Below are 18,471 nucleotides of genomic sequence, written 5' to 3'. Positions count from 1 at the left end.
TGCTTATATTAGCGACTTTCTAACCGAAACTCCAACACCCTCGGGTGCATGCGCAACTAGTTTTGTCCCTTTTTTACTGACGGTTATCCACCCCAGGCCAGAAAAAACAACATCAACTTTATCTTCTTTAATCATAAATTCATGCGGAACTAGACGAGGAAAGCCTTCCTTAGTTTTATCTCCAGGTGGCTGAAGGATATCCCCAAGCTGGGTTTGATAGAGCTCATCAGCCCTTGAAAGCTTTGTTCGATGGATGTTAATTTCATTAGACACATAGCAAACAAAGGACTGCCGTTCACCGCTTACAAAGTCAAACCTTGCCAGACCTCCAAAAAATAACGTTTGTTCTTCATTTAACTGATATACTTTCGGTTTAATTTCTTTTTTAGGTGTGATTGTTCTTAATTCATTTTTATTAATGTAGTGTGCCATTTGATGATGGTTGATTATGCCAGGTGTATCATACATCGTTCTGCCATCGTCAAGCGGAATATCGATTAAATTCAAGGTAGTGCCAGGGAACTGGCTTGTTGTGATCAGCTGTTCTTCATCGCCGCCAAACTCTTTGATCAATCGGTTCACAAACGTGGATTTCCCCACATTCGTGCATCCTATAATATAAACATCCTTGCCTTCTCGCGATTGATCGATCTGTGCAGCGACCTCCATGACTCGGTGGCCTTTTTCCGCACTCATCAGCATCACGTCTGCCGGCTTTAATCCAAGCTCTTTGGATGTCTCTTTCATCCAGTTAATCAATCTGCTTTCATTAACTGACTTTGGCAGTAAGTCTACTTTATTCCCGACAAGAAGTACCGGGTTTTTACCCGCAAAGCGTGGAATCCCGGGCAGCCAGCTTCCATTGAAATCAAAAATATCAACTATCATCACAATAAGAGCATCTTTGCTTCCGATTTCATTTAAAATTTTAAGGAAATCGTCATCCGTCAGGGATACATCCTGTATTTCGTTATAATGTTTCAGGCGAAAGCAACGCTGGCAAATAATCACATCTCTTTCAAGTGCTGATGAAGGCGTGTACCCCAGTTCTTCTTTATTCTCGGTTTGAATGGCAACACCGCATCCAGCGCAGATTATATTATCGTCCTTCAATTCTATTCCTCCCAATGAATCATTCCTCTTTTCTTCATCCATGCTAACAGTAACCTTTCCATCTTTCTGTTAAACTTTGTTACAAAACCATCAGTGCTCGCTACCGGGACAACTAAAATCGTGTGCAAGCCAAGCCGATTTGCCCCTAATACATCTGTAAAGATTTGGTCTCCAATAACGACGATTTGTTCATTTCTTACTTTCATATCTTCGATTGCTTTCTTAAAAGCCTTTGTCATTGGTTTTTTAGCTTCATATATAAATGGTACGTCTACTGGACTGGCAAAATCCTCGACTCTTTTTTGGTTATTGTTAGAAACGATCGTGACCAATATGCCATGTTCGCGCATATCCCTGAACCATTCCATCAATTCAGGCGTCGCATCGGGACGGTCCCATTCTACTAGAGTATTATCCAGGTCTGTAATAATAGCCTTTATTCCTTTTTCTTTCAACTTCTCTGGTTTAATATGAAACACGCTTTTCACATGTTCGTCCGGCAAAAAAAACTTTTTCAACAATATATAACACCCCTACACTTTAATGACATTCCTATTGTATCAATAAATTTAAATCCTACAACAATAAACTCATTAGTTTCACATCCTGACAGAAAAATTGCTCAGTATGGACAAATAACGCCTTTTTTCTAACCTACTAACTGCTTTTTGATCATTTTAAAAAAACTTTTCGACAAAATCGGGTGTATTTTTTTCCTGTGGATAACTTTATGCACATAACACACACTGTTTCTTCGTCATTTTATATAGTTTATAAACAACATACCCACAATTTATCCACTTTTAACTGTGGATAACAGAACGGTTGTTCTTGATTTTTGTACATGGTAAGCTATAAAAAAATAACAGACTAACTTACATGATATGCCTAAAAAGCAAGGAACATGCCATTATTATATAGGGAGGTGTAGAGCCAAGCTATTGGCCAGGCCTATGGAAAAATTATCTGATGACCTGTTGATCGAATCCTATTTAAAAGCGCGTGAATTACACCTTAGCCAGGAGTTTATCAATTTAATCGAACATGAGATTGACCGCCGTTCCCTCCATGTCGAACTTACATCTGCATAACTCTCGCTTAAAGCCAACCCGGTAAGGTTGGCTGTTTTATTTTTTGGAATTAATCTAGCTTTGCCTTCCTATCAATTCCTCCCATTTTTCAATCCACTCTTCATTCCTGTTTCCTGAATGTGTTTTAAGATTTTTAGCTATTCTTACATGGCCGGGATGTGTGACAATTTTAGCGGAAAGCCCTTTTTCTGATAATAAAGCTTTTATTTGCTCCTGATTGTCTGCCAGTTCTGTTTGGAAATAGGCACCTGAAGATAGTGCCAGCACCGTCTGTTCTCCATGAGACAAAAAGATTACATCTTTTATGTATCCGTTCCTCAACAATTCCTGCTTGATTTCTTTGTAGAGTGCTTCAGATTGAATAGACTCTGAACTCGCAATCCCTATCTCGTTCCTTTCCGTAACCGTACGATAATATTCTCTTGAACTAAACGGAAGCGCCTCATCAAAATTATAAATGGAATCGGAAAAACTGCTGCACCCTGCAATAAAAACAATAGAAACTATTATAAGTACATTTCGCATTTTTCTCCCACCTTTCGCAAATAGAATGGTCGAAGATTGGGGAACTTATACAGGGAATGCTGAGTTATATGTTGATAAAAGTAAGTGTTTTTGATTACAATTGAGATATTGCAATACAGGTTCATGTGAACTTATTTTTTATTCCTATCACAGGAGGGTCTAATACATATGTTACATCTCGCTGTCCTTGCCCCGTTTCTGGCAGCTGTTCTTATTCCATTTTTTTATAAAGCATTGAGAAAAATCCATACAGGGTGGTTCGTCCTACCCGTTCCTCTTCTACTGTTTTTATTTCTATCAACTTATTTTAAAGATGTCTGGAGAGGCGTACATAATGTTTATACGTTAGATTGGATTCCATCTCTTGGAATAAATTTCAGTTTGTATATCGATGGGCTTAGTTTATTCTTTGCTTTATTGATTACTGGAATCGGAACGCTTGTTGTGCTCTACTCGATTTATTACTTACATATTACCGAAAAGCTCGGTCACTTCTATGTGTACCTTCTTTTATTTATGGGAGCTATGCTGGGAGTCGTCTTATCTGACAACTTGTTCATCCTCTACACATTTTGGGAGTTGACAAGTATTTCTTCCTTTTTGCTTATCGGATACTGGTATTACCGTGAGGGTTCAAAATACGGTGCATTAAAATCAATGCTTATTACCGTTTTTGGCGGCCTGTCTATGCTTGGTGGCTTTTTATTACTTTATACGGTCACCGGTACGCCAAGCATTAGAGAAATTATTGAACGATCAGATCTTGTTTTGAATGATACGGCGTTTCCCTGGATTTTGATTTTGATCTTACTCGGGGCGTTTACAAAATCAGCCCAGTTTCCATTCCATACATGGCTGCCTGATGCGATGGAGGCACCTACACCAGTCAGTGCGTTCCTTCATTCCGCAACGATGGTAAAAGCCGGGCTCTATCTTGTCGCAAGACTTTCACTATTGTTTGCAGGAAATGACCTGTTTTTCATTCTCGTAACCGGGTTTGGATTGCTTACGCTTTGCTGGGGGTCTTACATGGCTGTCCGCCAGACAGATCTGAAGGCTATTCTTGCATATTCCACTATAAGCCAGCTCGGCATGATTATGGCTATGCTCGGATTTGGAACAGGCGTAGCGATCCTTGCAGCTGTCTTCCATATTCTTAACCATGCAACCTTTAAAGGAAGTCTTTTTATGGTCGCTGGTATTGTTGACCATGAAACAGGAACCCGGGACATTAGAAGGCTCGGGGGCTTGTTTACCTTTATGCCTATTACAGCGACCCTGGCTTTCTTCGGCACTTTTTCGATGGCTGGATTTCCGCTTCCAATTTTCAATGGCTTTTTGAGTAAGGAGATGTTTTTCGAATCAAGCAGGCACTTTGAACATGCCTCTCCTTTAGTGGAAACAGTAGCGCCGGTATTGCCGGTGCTGGCGGTTTTAGGGAGCATATTTACGTTTGTGTATTCTGTGATGCTGTTCTTCAGGACATTTGCAGGCAAGCAACGCGACACCCTTGAAAAGAAACCGCACGAAGCTCCATTTGGCATGCTGGTCTCACCGCTTATTCTTGTCAGCTTAATCGTTATCATCGCTTTGCTACCGAATTTCTTTAACGAGCGACTCCTTGCTCCGGCGGTGGCTGCAATCAACGGCGAACATTTTGAATCGCATATAAAGTTTTGGCATGGGTGGGGAAACCCCGCATTGTACATGTCTCTTATAGTTCTTGCTGTCGGAACTTTTCTTTATTTGATAAGAACGAAGTGGGAAAGCTTCTATCAAATTTTGCCGGGAAAACTCTCAGCAGCTAAAAGCTATGATGCTATCGTGAATGGTATTTTTAAAGGGTCTACGAGTCTTACTAGAGCGTATATGACAGGTTCCATAAGAAGTTATATGGCCTACATTCTTGTATTTTTCATCATTCTTATTTCGGTTACGATGACAGTGACAGATGGTTTTGCAATGTCGTTAGAGGATCTCGCACCACTGGCAGTTCCAGAATTCTCAATCGCTGTAATAATGGCTGCTGCTGCGATTGGAACGGTTCTTATGAAAAATCGGATCGCAGCTATACTGGTTCTCGGAATTGTAGGGTATGGCCTGTCGCTGTTGTTTGTATTCTTCCGGGCGCCAGACCTGGCTTTAACCCAACTCATTGTTGAAACTGTAACGGTAGCATTGTTTTTGCTTTGCTTTTACCATTTGCCTGATTTGAAAAAAGAGTATCAATCCGCACGTAAAAAGGTTGTAAATCTTGTCATTTCCGTTAGTGTGGGAGTTATAGTCACTCTGGTTGCGATCTCTTCCCACAGCACTAAGTTATTTGAACCGATCTCTGACTACTTTATTGAGAATTCCTATGAGCTTGGCGGCGGAGACAACATCGTCAATGTGATTCTGGTTGATTTTCGGGGACTTGATACGATGCTCGAAATACTTGTCCTGGGTCTAGCAGCTATAGGAATCTATTCCATGATTAAACTTAAGGGAAAGAAAGGGGAGAATGAATAATGGAGCTTCTCATGGCAATCCTTGCCGGACTTTTATTCTCAACTGGCGTCTACATGCTGCTTCAAAAGCAAATCCTGCGTATCATTATCGGCACTGCCCTTCTTTCCCATGGAGCTCATCTGTTGATCATCACGATGGGAAAATTAAACAGGGGAGGACCCCCGATATTATCAGAAGGGGTTACCAAATATGTCGATCCTTTGCCACAGGCGCTGATTTTGACTTCGATCGTCATCAGTTTTGGTGTTACTTCCTTTTTGTTAGTTCTTGCTTACAGAGCTTATCAAAAGAATGGAACGGATAATATGGAAAAACTGAGGGGAAACAATCATGAGTAATTTAGCAATACTACCTATACTCCTTCCGTTATTAACCGGAATTATGCTCGTATTTATCAATAAACAAAAGACACTGGTCAAAGTGATCACCGGAATAATGGTATTCGTCAATCTGGCGGTCGTGAGCTGGATCGGCTCAGTGGTTTTTCAAGAAGGACCGCTTGTCCTTGAAGCCGGTGATTGGCCCGCACCTTTTGGAATCGTGATCGTAGCAGACCAACTGGCAATGGTTCTTGTCATCACAACAAACCTTATTGCAGTAGCCTCTGCTTTTTATGCCTTTCGTTCGCTCGATGAACAAAGAGAACGCTATTACTTTTATGCACTGTTTCAATTGTTGATTGCAGGCGTGAGCGGCGCTTTTTTAACAGGGGACTTGTTTAACCTGTTTGTATTTTTTGAAGTGTTACTAATGGCTTCCTATGGTTTGATTGTTCTTGGAGGAACGAAAGAACAATTGAGGGAGTCGCTAAAGTATATTTTGATCAACTTGTTTTCTTCTATTTTGTTTGTAACAACCGTTGCTTTTCTGTATTCCGTAGTTGGTACGGTGAATATGGCTCAGCTCGCTGAAAGGGTTGCAGACGTTGAACAACAGGGGATATTAACGACCATTGCGATCCTTTTGTTCCTTGTATTTGCAACCAAAGGGGCATTGTTTCCATTATACTTCTGGCTTCCCAGATCATATAGCGCTCCCCCAACCGTTATTTCTGCTCTTTTCGGGGCGTTGCTTACAAAAGTCGGCGTTTATTCGATTTTAAGGGTATTTTCCTTGATATTCATTTACAAGCTCGAATTTACCCACCAGTTCTTCATCTATATGGCTGGCTTCACGATTTTGTTCGGTGTTATCGGGGCTCTCTCGACAAACAACGTAAAGTTGATTGTTGCGTATAACATCATTCCTGCAGTTGGTTTTATGATGGCGGGAATCGGTGTTTTCTCGGCAACAGCGCTCGCCGGAACAATCTATTACCTCGTGCATGACATGATTATCAAAGCTGCTTTATTCTTCTTAGTAGGAACAATGGCAGCGATATCCGGAACCTACGATCTCCGAAAAATGGGTGGTTTGATCAAGCACCACCCGCTACTGGGATGGATGTTTTTTATCGCTGCCCTGGCTCTTGCTGGATTGCCTCCTTTCAGCGGCTTTATTGGAAAGTTCTTATTGTTAAAAGGAGCTGTTGAGGAAGACCATTATGGGATTGTTGCAGTTGGGTTGATAGGAAGCTTACTCATCCTTTTATCGATAATAAAAATTTTCCTTAACGGATTCTGGGGCGAAGCTAGATTGGCTCCAGAACAAGAAAAAGCATCAGAAAATGGCAGGTTGTTTCCAGTCGCATTATTACTTATCTTTACGATTGCGTTAGGCCTCGGAGCTGAATTCTTTTATCCTGGCATACAGGGAATCGCAGATAGCCTGGTGGACCCATCAATATATATTGATGCGGTAATAAAGGAGTGATTGGATGGCATTACAGATTATCATTAACCTAACGATCGCAGTCCTCTGGATGTTTCTTTTTGAAGCATATAATTTCAGCACATTTTTTATCGGCTATTTGTTCGGTATTTTTCTTCTGTTAATTCTAGAACGATTCATACCAGACCGCTTCTATCTGTTTCGAGTCTGGGCGATTATCAAGCTGATCGGTTTGTTTCTAAAAGAATTGATTCTTGCCAATATTGATGTTGTAAAATGGGCTTATAAACCAAAACTAGACATGAAACCCGGCATTATAGCGATTCCCATCGACTTAAAAACGAATTGGGAAATTACTATTCTCGCTAACTTGATTACGTTAACGCCTGGAACGCTATCTGTCTCCGTATCCCTGGATTATAATTTTATTTATATCCATGCGATGGATGTTCCTGATATAGATGAAACTGTTACCCAAATAAAAGATTCGTTCGAAAAGGCGATAATGGAGGTGACAAGATGATTCAGCTGCTTTCTATTGTCTCTACCGTTTGTTTAACTGTCATCGCTGTTTCTACCCTGTTTTTGCTTTACCGTGCGATTAAGGGACCATCAAATCCAGATAGAGCAGTTGCGCTTGATACGATTGGCGTTAATCTTATGGCAATTACCGGTATACTTGCGATCAAATTAAAGACGACATTCTTTAATGATGTTATTTTATTAATTGGTATACTGGCCTTTATCGGAACGGTAGCTTTAGCAAAGTTTTTAGAAAAGGGTGTTATCATTGAAAGAAGTCGTGATTAGTATTTTGTTGATCATAGGTACCTTTTTCATATTTTCCGGTGCCCTGGGTATTTTGAGGTTCCCGGATGTATATACGAGAATCCATGCTGCCTCCAAAAGTTCGACTCTTGGTGTAGCAGGAGTACTTATTGCAGCTTTTCTTTTCTTTATATTCGAAGAGCAAATTATTAGCGGTAAACTGCTTTTGGGTATTATTTTTATTCTATTAACCGCTCCAGTCGGCGGCCATATGATTTCCCGAGCAGCTTACAACTCTAATGTTCCCCTATGGAAAAATACGTTTAAAGATGAAATTGAAGAACATGAAGCAAAAGGTGAAAAAAGCCCCCTTAACAGATAAAGCAAACTTACCGATTCACGCCCCTTGATATGAAGACTGAGAGGGACCTTCTCTTCTGCTAAAAATTATAAACAGTGAAAAAGAACAGCTGAGCGTCTATGCGCTTTAGCTGTTCTTTTTCATAAGAGACTATCAATCTTCATCCAAAAATGTTCCGAGGCAGTTTCCAACTCGAATGTCCTGCCCTGGCTGAAGGCCATTGTTAACTTGTATCGTATCTTTTTCAATCAACAGGACAACTGTCGATCCAAATGAGAAATATCCGATTTCTTCTCCTTTTTTAAGGCTGGTTTCTGTGTAAGTGGTACATATGCTATTTACATTTAACGCACCGACCTTTACTACAGCTATACTTTTACTACTCCGTTCCAGTTCCGTTATTAGCCTGAAGTTGGTTGAAAGCGGCCGTTCACCGTATTTCAAACCTAGCCTGTTTACTGGAAAAGACTTTCCACCAAGCTTCCAGGAATTTTTTATCATTCCTCCTGCTGGACTGTGTATTCGATGATAATGGCTGGGGCTCAGGTATAAGATAAAGAACACTCCGCGCTCATACTTTTTGGCCTTTTCCTTCGATCCCAGCATTTCCTCAATTGAATATTCCTGCCCCTTAACATGGAACCGGCAATCATTCGTAATCTCTCCAAACAATTCAATCTTTCCGTCAACAGGACTGATTAGCTCTTGCTCATCCTGGGAGACCAAACGCGCCCCTTCCTTTAGCTTCCTTGTAAACAGCTCATGCAAAGAAAGAAATTCTTGGAGAGGCTTTTCCATTTCTTGCTCGTTAATGTTATAAGCCCTCGCAAACGGCTTGACAAGGCCTTTGCTCCATCTTGATTTTGTATATTTCTTTAATAACATGGAAGAAAAAGGATGACCTGTTAATTCTACAAAACTTCGGAAAAAAATTTTAATCACGACTACCCTCCAAAATCACTACAAAAATTTAACAAATAATGCTTTACGGAATAACTTATAATGTATAATATATATATATTCTAAAGTGTATTTCCGGGAGTGATCTAATGTTTATTGCTCATAAGATTGATCATACAATTAAAAAGACAAAAGGGCAATTAGCAAATTTGTTAACGCTCGCAAATCTCGGCATGGGAGCACTGGCAATATTTTATGCCATGAAAGGGCAGCTTCACATTACGTTATTGCTTATTTTTCTTGCTGCTTTCTTTGATTGGTTCGATGGAAAAATTGCCAGAAAGTTAAACATCACCTCCGAGTTTGGTAAACAATTGGACTCATTATGCGATCTTATTTCATTCGGTGTCGCACCTGCATTTTTAATATACCAGAAAACACTGTTTGAATTTGGAACCCCCGCAGTTGTTTTTACCATTTTGTTCATCATGTGCGGAGCGATCAGGCTTGCTCGTTTCAATGTTATTGAATTTAGCGGGAGCTTTGTTGGATTGCCAATTACAGCAGCTGGGGTGTTTATAACATTCAGTGCACTCTTTACCAATCATTTGCCTCACTATTTCTACATGTTCTTTATCATCATCCTATCCTTTTTAATGATCAGCACAATATCTATAAAGAAGTATTAAAACCTATCGTCAAGATAGGTTTTTCTTTTTGAAACCATTAAGCTCGATAAAAGTTTGAATAGTAATAGTATGCTCCGCCAATAATTAAAAATAGAACAACTACAACAATGACCAGGGCAAAGTTTCTTGCTCCATAGTATCCGTATGGATAAGGCGGATATAGAGGTCCATAGTAACCTGGAGCAGGGTACCCATATTTATATCCGTAGTTCATAACCATTCTCCTCTCTCTTATAATAGGGCTCCTATCTCATTTTATGAGCCGATTATTTCCACTGTATAGACGTCTGTCCCTGAGTCGAACCGGAGCAGGCGCCACTCCATCCACTAGTAATAATCTCTTATTTTTGCTTAATATAAAAAATAACGTTTCGCTTCCTTTACTGATTCGTGTATTCTTCTACTAGGTATTGGTTAACGTATTTGCAGGGAGGAAAGTATGAGACCTAAAATGAAAATCATCCTGGTTATATCACTTGTGTTGAACATTGTACTTATTTTTTCGACGTTTATGATTTCTGACTGGAAAAAAGGGGCTCTGATCGAGGCAGCCGCCTCTTCTCTATTTAAAAATGACAATAATATGGACCCTTACTTAAAGAAAAAGAAACAAAAGAATATTACGATTTATACAAAGTATTATCAGACTAAGAAAAACATCTTTGACTCATATCAGCATCGGCCAAATGAAATCATCTTCCTCGGGGACAGTATGACAGATTATTATGAGTGGGGAGAATCTTTTAGAAATGAAAGGATAATAAACAGGGGAATTAGCGGTGACACCACTTTTGGAGTTTTAAATCGAATCGATGAAGTTATTCAGGCGCAGCCAAAAAAACTTTTTATTATGATCGGGATTAACGACATGCTCGCACAGCAGGAGCTCGATACAATTGAAACAAATTATAAAGAAATAGTGAACACGATTCGAAAACAGTCTCCTGAAACGAATGTTTATATCCAGAGTGTACTGCCTGTTAATCAAAAACTCCATGGCAATTATGTACAAAATGATGCTATCTATCTCTTCAACAGGCGCTTAGAAACGCTTGCATCGTTACACGACATCCCTTTTATAAATCTTTACCCGAAATTTTTGGAAAACGGCCAGCTTAACCCTGACTTAACGTATGATGGCCTTCACTTAAACGGAAAAGGATATAAAATCTGGAAAGAAACAGTGAATGCCTATGTAAAACAATAACTCAAAGGTCTGACAAGTTGTCAGACCCTTTTGTTTACCGTTTATTCTTGATGAAATGCTCCCATATGCAGGTTACTTTTGTTTTATAACGTTACCTTCTGCAGGAATTGGGTTTTCTTTAAGAAGCCGTGCAAAGTGAATGAGATTATAAGCCATGATCTTAGCATGCTGCATCGTGAAATCATTCTCGCTTCCGTCCGCCTTAATATATGATGGCCCTGGTCCCGCTTTACCGACCCAATACGTATCGACATTAGGCGGAATTGTAAACCCTATATGGGAGAGTCCGTACAAAATAGAACTGGCAACATTCTTTGCACCATCCTCATTCCCTGTCACCACAACTCCGCCAACTTTGTTGTAGTATATATACTGGCCATTTTCGTTCGTCATACTGCTTGCACCATACAAACGTTCGATCGCATTTTTTGCCAGGCTGCTTTTTTCTCCAAGCCAGATCGGACTTCCAATCACAAGAATATCGCTGTCTAATATTTTTTCAAATATTCCGGGCCATTCATCGCCTTCCCCTACATCAACTGTAATCCCATAAGGAATGTTATAATCTGCCAGCCTTATCGTTTCAGATTTAACTTCTTCTTCATCGAAGATTTTAACAACCTCATCGATTAACGCTCTTGTGTTAGATTCTTTCGGGCTTTTTTTCAATGTACAATTCAAAATTGTTGCTTTTAACGCCAAATTTATTCGCCTCCTGAAAAAAGTTATATTCTATGTTCAATATCACGAAACATTTTTCGGTAAACAATAGAACATGCTATTAAACGAATAAAAACCGCTTTTCAGCGGTTTTCTCGTTATCTTCCCTCAGATTCGTTCCTGTTTTTGTAAAACTCATGAAACAGCTTCATCAAGGCTCTCTTTTCGATTCTGGACACATAGCTTCTGGAAATGCCCAATTGCTTTGCTATCTCACGCTGTGTGAGCTCTTTCTCCAGGTTTAAGCCGAACCTTCCGATAATGACTTCTTTCTCGCGCTCGTCAAGAATATGAATATATTCATAAATTTTCTTCTTTTCCATGCTTAATTGAATCAACTCTACAATATCGTCATTTTCTGCTTTAAGCACATCGATCAAAGTGATTTCATTGCCCTCTTTATCCTGACCGATCGGGTCATGAAGAGACACATCTTTTTTTGTCTTTTTAAGGGCTCTGAGATGCATTAGTATTTCGTTTTCAATACACCTTGCTGCATACGTTGCAAGCTTTGTTCCCTTTCCGGTCGAATAGCTCTCGATTGCCTTGATCAACCCAATCGTACCGATGGAAATGAGATCTTCTGCATCTTCCCCCGTGTTTTCAAATTTTTTCACAATATGAGCAACAAGTCTTAGGTTATGTTCAATCAAGCGATTTCTAGCGTCTTCATCCCCCTGTGCCATTAACTTTAAGTACTTTTTCTCTTCTTTTCGAGACAGCGGCTGTGGAAAAGCGTTGTTCTTTACATAAGAGACGAAAAACAGTACCTCTTTTAACATATAGGCTACTGCTGCCAGGATAGACACGCACTCACCTCCCGATGATGGGCTTAAACCTATTACTATCTCTATGAGTGCTCATGCATGGTTGTGTCTGTACACCATAAGAAAATTTACCAGCAGAATTTTTTGTTTTCGTTTTCCGATTACAGGGTATATAAGTAGTTTAATCGTTTTAAAATGATTAGCAGGTAAATATCAAAATAGGTCCATCATCAGGAAGGACCAGTCAATCAAAATATTTTGTTTCATTGTTTTCTGGGGTTTCCCAGTTCTTTTCAAGAGATTTTCTATTTATGAATTCAGCACGGTCCAACGAAGTAAACCTTCTTCTCCCATACTTAAACCTGACAAAAAATAAAAAGGTGACAACTCCACTAACAAATAGAACATGAAGTATATCCATAAAAGAGAACACTCCTCTTTTTTTCTACTCTATTCAACGAGAAAGAGATCCGTTTCTATTTTCTATAATCGTCAAAATGGCTCGTGAAAATAAGCTTAGCCTGTACAATTTAATAAAGAAGCTTTCTGTGGAAACAAAAAAAGACGCATTTCTGCGTCTTAACTTGCTGTCCGGGATATTTTATTACGATATGCCTCTAAAGAAACATCTACAATTTTGTTAAAAAATGCATCGTCCATAAACGGCAAAATCGATTTTGCATAATCCCAGGCATTTTGTTCAATTTTTAATGAAAGTTGGTCTTTTTCATAACTATTTTTTGCATTTTTCCTTTTATTAATCAATTTTTCCAGTTCTTTATCCTGTGCATGCCCTAACTCATGCGCAAAGACAATTTTTAAATAGTCTTCAAAACGTGCCAAGGAAGAAAAAATCAGCTTACATTGCTTTTTAATCTCTTCTGTATAAATCGTGATAGAATCTGAGTCAATCGCATATTTTCCCCCAACCATACGATTGTCAGGAAAATTCCCCTCAATAAACACATCGATGTTACGTCCTGAAGCTTTCAACAATTCCCCGATGATTCCCTTAATTCTCTCTGTATTTAGCATTCTTTAGTTGTAACCCCTTTACTCTATTGAATGTTTTATCATTATACTCAGCGGTATGTTAAAATAAAACCTTTTTTTATAAAAATAGTAATGTTTTACTATGTAAGTTTTCTATTATTTTCGAGAAAATCCGACATTATCATGACGCACTAAAAAAAGCCGAAAAAAAAAGAGGCGTTAGCCTCTTTTTTATTTCCACCAATCGTCAAAAATTGAAACTGCCCCCAGGCGTTTGTGCCTTGACCTTAAGAAGTACGTTTCAATTTTTTTGGCTGCTTTCTCTTCAATTTCCTTTCCTTCTAAATAGTCGTCGATCTGATTATAAGTTATTCCAAGCGCATCCTCGTCAGGCAGGCCAGGTTTATTGTCTTCTAAGTCTGCTGTTGGGACTTTCATATAAAGATGTTCAGGGGATTGTAATTCTTTTAGCAATTCTTTTCCCTGTCTTTTGTTCAGGCCGAATAATGGAACGATATCACATGCGCCATCACCATGCTTTGTAAAGAAACCCGTTACTGCTTCTGCAGCATGGTCAGTTCCAATAACCAGCATTTTTTCGTCTCCAGCAATGTCATATTGTGCGACCATACGTTCACGCGCTTTGTTATTTCCTTTTGTGAAGTCTGTTAACGGCTTTCCAGTTGCTTCAATATAAGACTTTGTTGATGCGTCAACCGCTGGTTTAATATTAATCGTCACGATTTTATCCGGGTTAACAAACTTCAGCGCTTTTTGAGCATCTTCTTCATCTTGCTGAACTCCATATGGAAGGCGAACTCCAATAAAGCTATATTCCTTTTCCGTTTCTTCGCGCAGCTCCTCTACTGCAATCTGTGCAAGTCTTCCAGCAAGTGTAGAATCTTGTCCGCCGGAGATTCCGAGCACGTATCCATTCATCCCAGTTTCCTTTAAGTAATCTTTTAGAAAGTCAATCCGTGTTCTGACTTCTTGTTTAGGATCGATGGAAGGTTTTACTTTCAATTGTTCTATAATGTGCTTCTGCAGATCGCTCATCCAAACACTCCTTTTGCTGTTACTAATTTCATTTTGGGTACGTAAAATTATTACCCGAAAAACGATTAACTAAAAACACTTTACCATATCAGGGTAAAGAAAAACAAAGCATAACAGCAATAGAACAGGCTTCAGTTTTACTATAAACAAAGGGCACCTATACCGTCCAGGCGCCCTTTGTTTGAATTACAGAATATATTGGTCATATCGTTTCATAGTTGTTTCTTCTACCAGCTGTTTCACGCGAAGATTGTTTGACGCACGTTCCGATTCTGTGCGATTCGTCTTTACGGAAATCTGGATCGTTACAAAAAACAGATTTAATGTAAGCATTCCAGAACCCTCCTTTCGTTCCGTGTCCTTTCAGGTGAAGCCTTTCTCTATTGCCAGCCAGTTTAAAAATTCCATAGTTCCAATCGTTTTACCCATTTTTCATTCCTCCTTTTATTTCTAAAAATTAAAGCAAATGCTCATTGTAGAGCTTCAATTCTCTATTTTCCATTAACTTTTTTACTCGAAGGTTGTTCTTTTCATCTTCTAAAGTTGTTTCATTTCTTTTTACAGTTACGTTTACTGTGAAGAAAAGTAAATTAAGAGTCATAATCTTTTCCTCCTTTCTTCCTTTACGTTTCAGGTCATATCTTTCTCTACTGTGAGCCAGATTAACTTTTCAAGTATGCCGTTTGGTTTAAACATTTTATATTCCTCCTTTTTTAATAAAGCTTAAAACATGTAATGCTGGTTTACTTTTAACACGTTGTTTTCAATCAACTTCCTAACCCTCAGGTTATTTTCATCGGTGTGGATGGATCGTTCATTTTGTTTAACAGAAATACTCACTCTGCAAAAAAATAAGTTTAAGGTGAACATAATTTATCCTTCTTTCTTTTGAGTTTTTAGCATGGTTTCCATTAAAGGAATGGATGCTGGTATTGTTTAAGCTGGTGTTCTTCAACGATTTGCTTTACTTGACGATGATGGTTGCTCGTTTTTGTCATCCAGTCCGTTACCTTTGTAATGATGAAAATGTGAAATGGCAGCATGCTAATCCCTCCTTCCTTTTAAACGTTCAGGTCAAACCCTTTTCCTTTGTAATCCATTTTTTCTTTTTGCACTGAATCATCGCAATCGCCCCCTTCCCTGTATTTTTCTATAAAAAAATGCCGCAGGTTTGATAACCCGCGGCATGCCAAAAAAAGGCATAATAAAGCCGCAGGCTATCATTCGACCTGCGGCATTTTTTATCAGAAATAAATTGCAGACAAAAAAATGCTATACTGCTCGTTCAGGTCGAACAAATTTTAGTTGGTATTGAATTGGTTGAGCTGTTAGTTTGCATTTTTGCATCGTGTTCGACCTCCTTTAAAAGTTAATTTTTCTTTTCACAGGTAAGTATATCCATTCTCACAATGTTTGTAAACCTTTTTTACTAAATTAACGAAAAAGTTTTTTAAATCGCTTTTTTCTGCACACTCTCAATAATATGTTTCAGCTTGATAATTTATGCAGGAAGATATAAAAAGGTTCTTTGATCCCATTAAATTCCTATTACACGCTGTCTTCTAAATAATCATGTATGGTCGCCACAGGAACTTCGGCCTCATTTCAATAATACAGTCCCTGTTTCATTGAGCTTCTCACCGTTTATTGTCCTTTTACTAAAAGAAAAACTCCTGCTCTTTTAGGCAAGAAAATTAAAGCGAAAGAAAGCAAGGTTTGGACATAAGTATAGAAATAAGCAGGAGGTGGGGAGAGTGAGTTATACGACCTTTGTTGTTTTGTGTATTATAGGTGCCATTGCATTATTTGGCTTTATCGGACACCTTCAAGTAACACTTCAAATGAAAAGCTGGCTAAATGAGCTCGAAAGAGTGAGTGGTGCTTTGGAAGAAAAGAGCTTTAGGTATCCGTGGATCCAGCAAGTGTTGGAAGATTATCGAAACTATCACCTGGCTGGAATTTCCCCTATCAACACGCAGGCTCTTGTTGAAAAGTATTTTTTCCGGGAACGTGTTCCCCTGTTTGGCTTCTTCCGTATTCCTGTAGGAAGCGTTTTGCGTTTAATACAACAGCTTCCACCCGCATCGATCGTAATGGGGATCCTTGGGACTTTTATCGGTCTCACACTAGCAATTACTTCTATGCAGGAAACGTTACTGCTGCTCGGAGACCAATCGGCCGCTCTATCACTGCCGGCGGTAATCACTGCTATATCTGCCCCTTTTAAAGGAATGAGTGTAGCTTTTGTAACAAGCATTGCCGGAATAGGCAACGCACTATTCCTAACGATGCTGCAATCAGGTTTTTTAACCGGAGGAAGGACAATCGCATACTACCAGGAAAAAATGATGACTGATTTTGAAACGTTGCTCGATTTTAAAGTGAACGCTGAGCTGGAAAATCAAAAACCGAGAGATTCCCTTGAAAAATTGCTTGACCGACTAGTCTCAAAAATCCAGGAAAGCTTTCAGTTAACGATTGGTGATTTTGGAAGAGATATGGTGTCCTTTACGGATCAGTTAAAACAGGCAATGGAAGAAGTCCAAAATATATTGGAAACACAACGGATATTCAGTGACCAATTTTCAACAAGCACAAATGAATTACTGGGATTCGGCGAAAATTTTAAAAAAACATTTGAAACTATGGATCATATCCAACAAAAAACCAATGCCAGCCTTATGGAACTTGGCAATAAGATAAAACAACTTGAGCAGCAGCTCAAGCAATCATCTGATAAATCGGAGAATGGTTACCGTCGGTTCGAGCAGTTTATCCAGCGTTCAGACGGACTTTTAAAAGAAACCCAGAAGAAAACCGAAGAATTAAGCCAGCTCTTCCTGAGAGGCCTGGAGGAACAAATGCAGCGTTATCAACAATCGTTCGATGAGCATGAACGCCGCAACCAGCAACAACAGGATGAATGGTTCTACAGGTATCAAGAAAAGCAAAACCATTATGGCAGAGCATCCGAGGACTTTTCCGAATCGGTCAACCGCCTTGAAAAAGCCTGGTATACAGCCATCGATAAGCTTAAAAGAGAAACATTCGATCCTATGTTTTACAAAATGGAAAGAGAGCCAAAGGATAATCATTTGCAGCATGAATTTCGCAATCTATCCCATTCACTGGATTCCCTTTACCAGGGACTGTCCAGGGAGTTCAAGGATATTCAGCATTATCTTGGAGAAGTATATCATCTTATGCATCGCATGTATGAAGAAAGAGCGCGGACATCTGTTTCCATTACTGGCCAGAAGCCAATTCCATCCCAATTAACGGATAGGTGATCATCATGAGATTCCGAAAAAGGCGTTTTGAAAACGAACACTTCGAAGAGCATTACTGGCCGAGCTTCACGGATATGATGGCGATGATCGTTTTAGTCATTCTGTTTATTGCAATTTTAGCATTCGTACAAATGATCTATGATGCTTATGACCAAACCGTCATGAAACAGGAACTTGCTAAAGTCGCAGATGTTAAAAAGCATATTTCTGAATTAATTGAAAAACAACTGGAAGAAAACGTCGGGAAGGATAAGATTATAAGGGGGCCAAACAATACCATTTCGGTTGAAGGCGATATTTTATTTGACACTGGAAGTGCCGAGATCAGTGATGAAGGAAAAAAAGTACTGGACCATCTCGCCGGCGTGTTTACGGATATTATCGACCAGAAAGATATTAGCAACTATTTGTATATTATACTGGTGGAAGGACACACAGACGCGGTTCCCTATGATAACTGGACATTATCAACCGAACGGGCCGTTGCAGTAGTAAAATATTTAATGAAAACAAACCCAACGCTTTCTCAAAAAAACTATGCCCAGTATTTTGCAGCAACTGGGTACTCAGAATTCAAACCTGTGACGGAAGAACAAACACAAGAAGCCTATCAGAAAAACCGCCGTATTTCTTTTCAAATCATCCTGGATGATGAAAAGTGGCAGGACAGATTAAAAAATATTATTTCCGCTAATTAGCTATAAAGAAAA

The 18,471-nt window shown here is 39.2% G+C and carries 23 protein-coding genes; 11 read left to right on the top strand and 12 right to left on the bottom strand.

The features are described from left to right. Positions 1 to 3: 3 nt before the first annotated feature. Both yqeH and FCL54_RS03225 read right to left on the bottom strand, forming a co-directional pair. The gene (yqeH, locus tag FCL54_RS03230; protein ID WP_138123069.1) at positions 4 to 1,113 is read right to left on the bottom strand and encodes a ribosome biogenesis GTPase YqeH; all 1,110 of its coding nucleotides are present in this window, start codon (positions 1,111 to 1,113) and stop codon (positions 4 to 6) included. 2 nt (positions 1,114 to 1,115) lie between these two features. Continuing rightward, positions 1,116 to 1,634, bottom strand: a complete 519-nt coding sequence (locus FCL54_RS03225; protein WP_138123067.1) for a YqeG family HAD IIIA-type phosphatase — start codon at positions 1,632 to 1,634, stop codon at positions 1,116 to 1,118. Between the two features lie 432 nt (positions 1,635 to 2,066). On the opposite strand from FCL54_RS03225, the gene sda reads away from it, so the two are divergent. Further along, positions 2,067 to 2,204 (top strand): sporulation histidine kinase inhibitor Sda, encoded by a 138-nt coding sequence (gene sda / locus FCL54_RS03220; protein ID WP_138123065.1) that lies wholly within the window; start codon positions 2,067 to 2,069, stop codon positions 2,202 to 2,204. Between the two features lie 54 nt (positions 2,205 to 2,258). On the opposite strand, the gene FCL54_RS03215 is transcribed toward sda, so the two are convergent. Further along, complete coding sequence (locus FCL54_RS03215) at positions 2,259 to 2,729, bottom strand: hypothetical protein (protein ID WP_138123063.1); 471 nt, start codon at positions 2,727 to 2,729, stop codon at positions 2,259 to 2,261. 168 nt (positions 2,730 to 2,897) lie between these two features. Between FCL54_RS03215 and FCL54_RS03210 the strand changes: the two genes are divergently transcribed. The 6 genes from FCL54_RS03210 to mnhG are packed head-to-tail and all read left to right on the top strand — an operon-like array spanning position 2,898 to position 8,160. Continuing rightward, positions 2,898 to 5,240 carry a Na+/H+ antiporter subunit A gene (locus tag FCL54_RS03210; protein WP_138123061.1) on the top strand — a complete coding sequence of 781 codons (2,343 nt, stop codon included), beginning with the start codon at positions 2,898 to 2,900 and terminating at the stop codon, positions 5,238 to 5,240. Next, complete coding sequence (locus tag FCL54_RS03205; RefSeq protein ID WP_138123059.1) at positions 5,240 to 5,578, top strand: Na(+)/H(+) antiporter subunit C; 339 nt, start codon at positions 5,240 to 5,242, stop codon at positions 5,576 to 5,578. The genes FCL54_RS03210 and FCL54_RS03205 overlap by 1 nt, the downstream gene beginning before the upstream one ends. Next, on the top strand, positions 5,571 to 7,052 hold the full coding sequence (locus tag FCL54_RS03200; RefSeq protein WP_138123057.1) for a Na+/H+ antiporter subunit D: 1,482 nt from the start codon (positions 5,571 to 5,573) through the stop codon (positions 7,050 to 7,052). The genes FCL54_RS03205 and FCL54_RS03200 overlap by 8 nt, the downstream gene beginning before the upstream one ends. Positions 7,053 to 7,056: 4 nt before the next feature. Beyond that, positions 7,057 to 7,533, top strand: a complete 477-nt coding sequence (locus tag FCL54_RS03195; RefSeq protein ID WP_138123055.1) for a Na+/H+ antiporter subunit E — start codon at positions 7,057 to 7,059, stop codon at positions 7,531 to 7,533. Further along, entirely contained in the window at positions 7,530 to 7,820 is a 291-nt protein-coding gene (locus tag FCL54_RS03190) for a Na(+)/H(+) antiporter subunit F1 (RefSeq protein ID WP_138123053.1), read from the top strand. Before FCL54_RS03195 ends, FCL54_RS03190 begins: the two co-directional genes overlap by 4 nt. Beyond that, positions 7,792 to 8,160, top strand: coding sequence for a monovalent cation/H(+) antiporter subunit G (gene mnhG, locus FCL54_RS03185; RefSeq protein WP_342773850.1), 369 nt, complete (start codon positions 7,792 to 7,794; stop codon positions 8,158 to 8,160). Before FCL54_RS03190 ends, mnhG begins: the two co-directional genes overlap by 29 nt. A gap of 132 nt (positions 8,161 to 8,292) precedes the next feature. Here the strand turns inward: mnhG and FCL54_RS03180 are convergent, their stop codons facing one another. Then, the gene (locus tag FCL54_RS03180; RefSeq protein WP_138123049.1) at positions 8,293 to 9,081 is read right to left on the bottom strand and encodes a phosphatidylserine decarboxylase; all 789 of its coding nucleotides are present in this window, start codon (positions 9,079 to 9,081) and stop codon (positions 8,293 to 8,295) included. A 107-nt stretch (positions 9,082 to 9,188) separates the two neighbouring features. Here FCL54_RS03180 and pssA point away from each other — a divergent pair, with 107 nt between their 5' ends. Then, positions 9,189 to 9,728, top strand: a complete 540-nt coding sequence (pssA, locus tag FCL54_RS03175; protein WP_138123047.1) for a CDP-diacylglycerol--serine O-phosphatidyltransferase — start codon at positions 9,189 to 9,191, stop codon at positions 9,726 to 9,728. A 37-nt stretch (positions 9,729 to 9,765) separates the two neighbouring features. Here pssA and FCL54_RS23785 read toward each other — a convergent pair whose 3' ends face one another. After that, positions 9,766 to 9,942: a hypothetical protein gene (locus tag FCL54_RS23785; RefSeq protein WP_171016652.1), complete on the bottom strand. Its 177-nt coding sequence runs from the start codon at positions 9,940 to 9,942 to the stop codon at positions 9,766 to 9,768. Positions 9,943 to 10,167: 225 nt separating this feature from the next. Between FCL54_RS23785 and FCL54_RS03170 the strand changes: the two genes are divergently transcribed. Beyond that, positions 10,168 to 10,935 carry a GDSL-type esterase/lipase family protein gene (locus tag FCL54_RS03170; protein ID WP_138123045.1) on the top strand — a complete coding sequence of 256 codons (768 nt, stop codon included), beginning with the start codon at positions 10,168 to 10,170 and terminating at the stop codon, positions 10,933 to 10,935. 72 nt (positions 10,936 to 11,007) lie between these two features. Here FCL54_RS03170 and FCL54_RS03165 read toward each other — a convergent pair whose 3' ends face one another. The 7 genes from FCL54_RS03165 to FCL54_RS24545 form a co-directional block, all read right to left on the bottom strand. Continuing rightward, positions 11,008 to 11,637, bottom strand: coding sequence for a flavodoxin family protein (locus FCL54_RS03165; RefSeq protein ID WP_138123043.1), 630 nt, complete (start codon positions 11,635 to 11,637; stop codon positions 11,008 to 11,010). A 116-nt stretch (positions 11,638 to 11,753) separates the two neighbouring features. After that, positions 11,754 to 12,464 (bottom strand): RNA polymerase sporulation sigma factor SigK, encoded by a 711-nt coding sequence (gene sigK / locus FCL54_RS03160; RefSeq protein ID WP_138123041.1) that lies wholly within the window; start codon positions 12,462 to 12,464, stop codon positions 11,754 to 11,756. A gap of 537 nt (positions 12,465 to 13,001) precedes the next feature. Continuing rightward, a complete protein-coding gene (locus FCL54_RS03155; protein WP_171016651.1) occupies positions 13,002 to 13,415 on the bottom strand; it encodes a hypothetical protein in 414 nt (137 codons plus the stop codon). Between the two features lie 231 nt (positions 13,416 to 13,646). Next, positions 13,647 to 14,462, bottom strand: coding sequence for an ammonia-dependent NAD(+) synthetase (gene nadE, locus FCL54_RS03150; protein ID WP_138123262.1), 816 nt, complete (start codon positions 14,460 to 14,462; stop codon positions 13,647 to 13,649). 195 nt (positions 14,463 to 14,657) lie between these two features. Beyond that, positions 14,658 to 14,804 carry a hypothetical protein gene (locus FCL54_RS23780; protein ID WP_171016650.1) on the bottom strand — a complete coding sequence of 49 codons (147 nt, stop codon included), beginning with the start codon at positions 14,802 to 14,804 and terminating at the stop codon, positions 14,658 to 14,660. Positions 14,805 to 14,928: 124 nt separating this feature from the next. Then, a complete protein-coding gene (locus tag FCL54_RS03145; RefSeq protein ID WP_138123038.1) occupies positions 14,929 to 15,072 on the bottom strand; it encodes a YrzI family small protein in 144 nt (47 codons plus the stop codon). A 310-nt stretch (positions 15,073 to 15,382) separates the two neighbouring features. Further along, the gene (locus tag FCL54_RS24545; protein ID WP_281281344.1) at positions 15,383 to 15,514 is read right to left on the bottom strand and encodes a hypothetical protein; all 132 of its coding nucleotides are present in this window, start codon (positions 15,512 to 15,514) and stop codon (positions 15,383 to 15,385) included. A gap of 711 nt (positions 15,515 to 16,225) precedes the next feature. On the opposite strand from FCL54_RS24545, the gene FCL54_RS03140 reads away from it, so the two are divergent. After that, on the top strand, positions 16,226 to 17,761 hold the full coding sequence (locus FCL54_RS03140) for a hypothetical protein (protein WP_138123036.1): 1,536 nt from the start codon (positions 16,226 to 16,228) through the stop codon (positions 17,759 to 17,761). Between the two features lie 5 nt (positions 17,762 to 17,766). Beyond that, a complete protein-coding gene (locus FCL54_RS03135) occupies positions 17,767 to 18,459 on the top strand; it encodes an OmpA/MotB family protein (RefSeq protein ID WP_138123034.1) in 693 nt (230 codons plus the stop codon). Positions 18,460 to 18,471 lie beyond the last annotated feature (12 nt).

The sequence above is a fragment of the Exobacillus caeni genome, from assembly GCF_005747095.1.
Classification (GTDB): Bacteria; Bacillota; Bacilli; order Bacillales; family Guptibacillaceae; genus Exobacillus; species Exobacillus caeni.
Note: the sequence above shows the minus strand (reverse complement) of the source record. Positions and strands in the feature narration are given on the sequence as shown.

What these genes read in the sequence shown, in the direction of transcription:
- sda (WP_138123065.1), top strand. Translation starts at nt 2,067, where the DNA reads ATGGAAAAATTATCTGATGACCTGTTGATCGAATCCTATTTAAAAGCG.
- FCL54_RS03215 (WP_138123063.1), bottom strand. Translation starts at nt 2,729, where the DNA reads ATGCGAAATGTACTTATAATAGTTTCTATTGTTTTTATTGCAGGGTGC.
- FCL54_RS03210 (WP_138123061.1), top strand. Translation starts at nt 2,898, where the DNA reads ATGTTACATCTCGCTGTCCTTGCCCCGTTTCTGGCAGCTGTTCTTATT.
- FCL54_RS03205 (WP_138123059.1), top strand. Translation starts at nt 5,240, where the DNA reads ATGGAGCTTCTCATGGCAATCCTTGCCGGACTTTTATTCTCAACTGGC.
- FCL54_RS03200 (WP_138123057.1), top strand. Translation starts at nt 5,571, where the DNA reads ATGAGTAATTTAGCAATACTACCTATACTCCTTCCGTTATTAACCGGA.
- FCL54_RS03195 (WP_138123055.1), top strand. Translation starts at nt 7,057, where the DNA reads ATGGCATTACAGATTATCATTAACCTAACGATCGCAGTCCTCTGGATG.
- FCL54_RS03190 (WP_138123053.1), top strand. Translation starts at nt 7,530, where the DNA reads ATGATTCAGCTGCTTTCTATTGTCTCTACCGTTTGTTTAACTGTCATC.
- pssA (WP_138123047.1), top strand. Translation starts at nt 9,189, where the DNA reads ATGTTTATTGCTCATAAGATTGATCATACAATTAAAAAGACAAAAGGG.
- FCL54_RS23785 (WP_171016652.1), bottom strand. Translation starts at nt 9,942, where the DNA reads ATGAACTACGGATATAAATATGGGTACCCTGCTCCAGGTTACTATGGA.
- FCL54_RS03170 (WP_138123045.1), top strand. Translation starts at nt 10,168, where the DNA reads ATGAGACCTAAAATGAAAATCATCCTGGTTATATCACTTGTGTTGAAC.
- FCL54_RS23780 (WP_171016650.1), bottom strand. Translation starts at nt 14,804, where the DNA reads ATGCTTACATTAAATCTGTTTTTTGTAACGATCCAGATTTCCGTAAAG.
- FCL54_RS03145 (WP_138123038.1), bottom strand. Translation starts at nt 15,072, where the DNA reads ATGACTCTTAATTTACTTTTCTTCACAGTAAACGTAACTGTAAAAAGA.
- FCL54_RS24545 (WP_281281344.1), bottom strand. Translation starts at nt 15,514, where the DNA reads ATGCTGCCATTTCACATTTTCATCATTACAAAGGTAACGGACTGGATG.
- FCL54_RS03135 (WP_138123034.1), top strand. Translation starts at nt 17,767, where the DNA reads ATGAGATTCCGAAAAAGGCGTTTTGAAAACGAACACTTCGAAGAGCAT.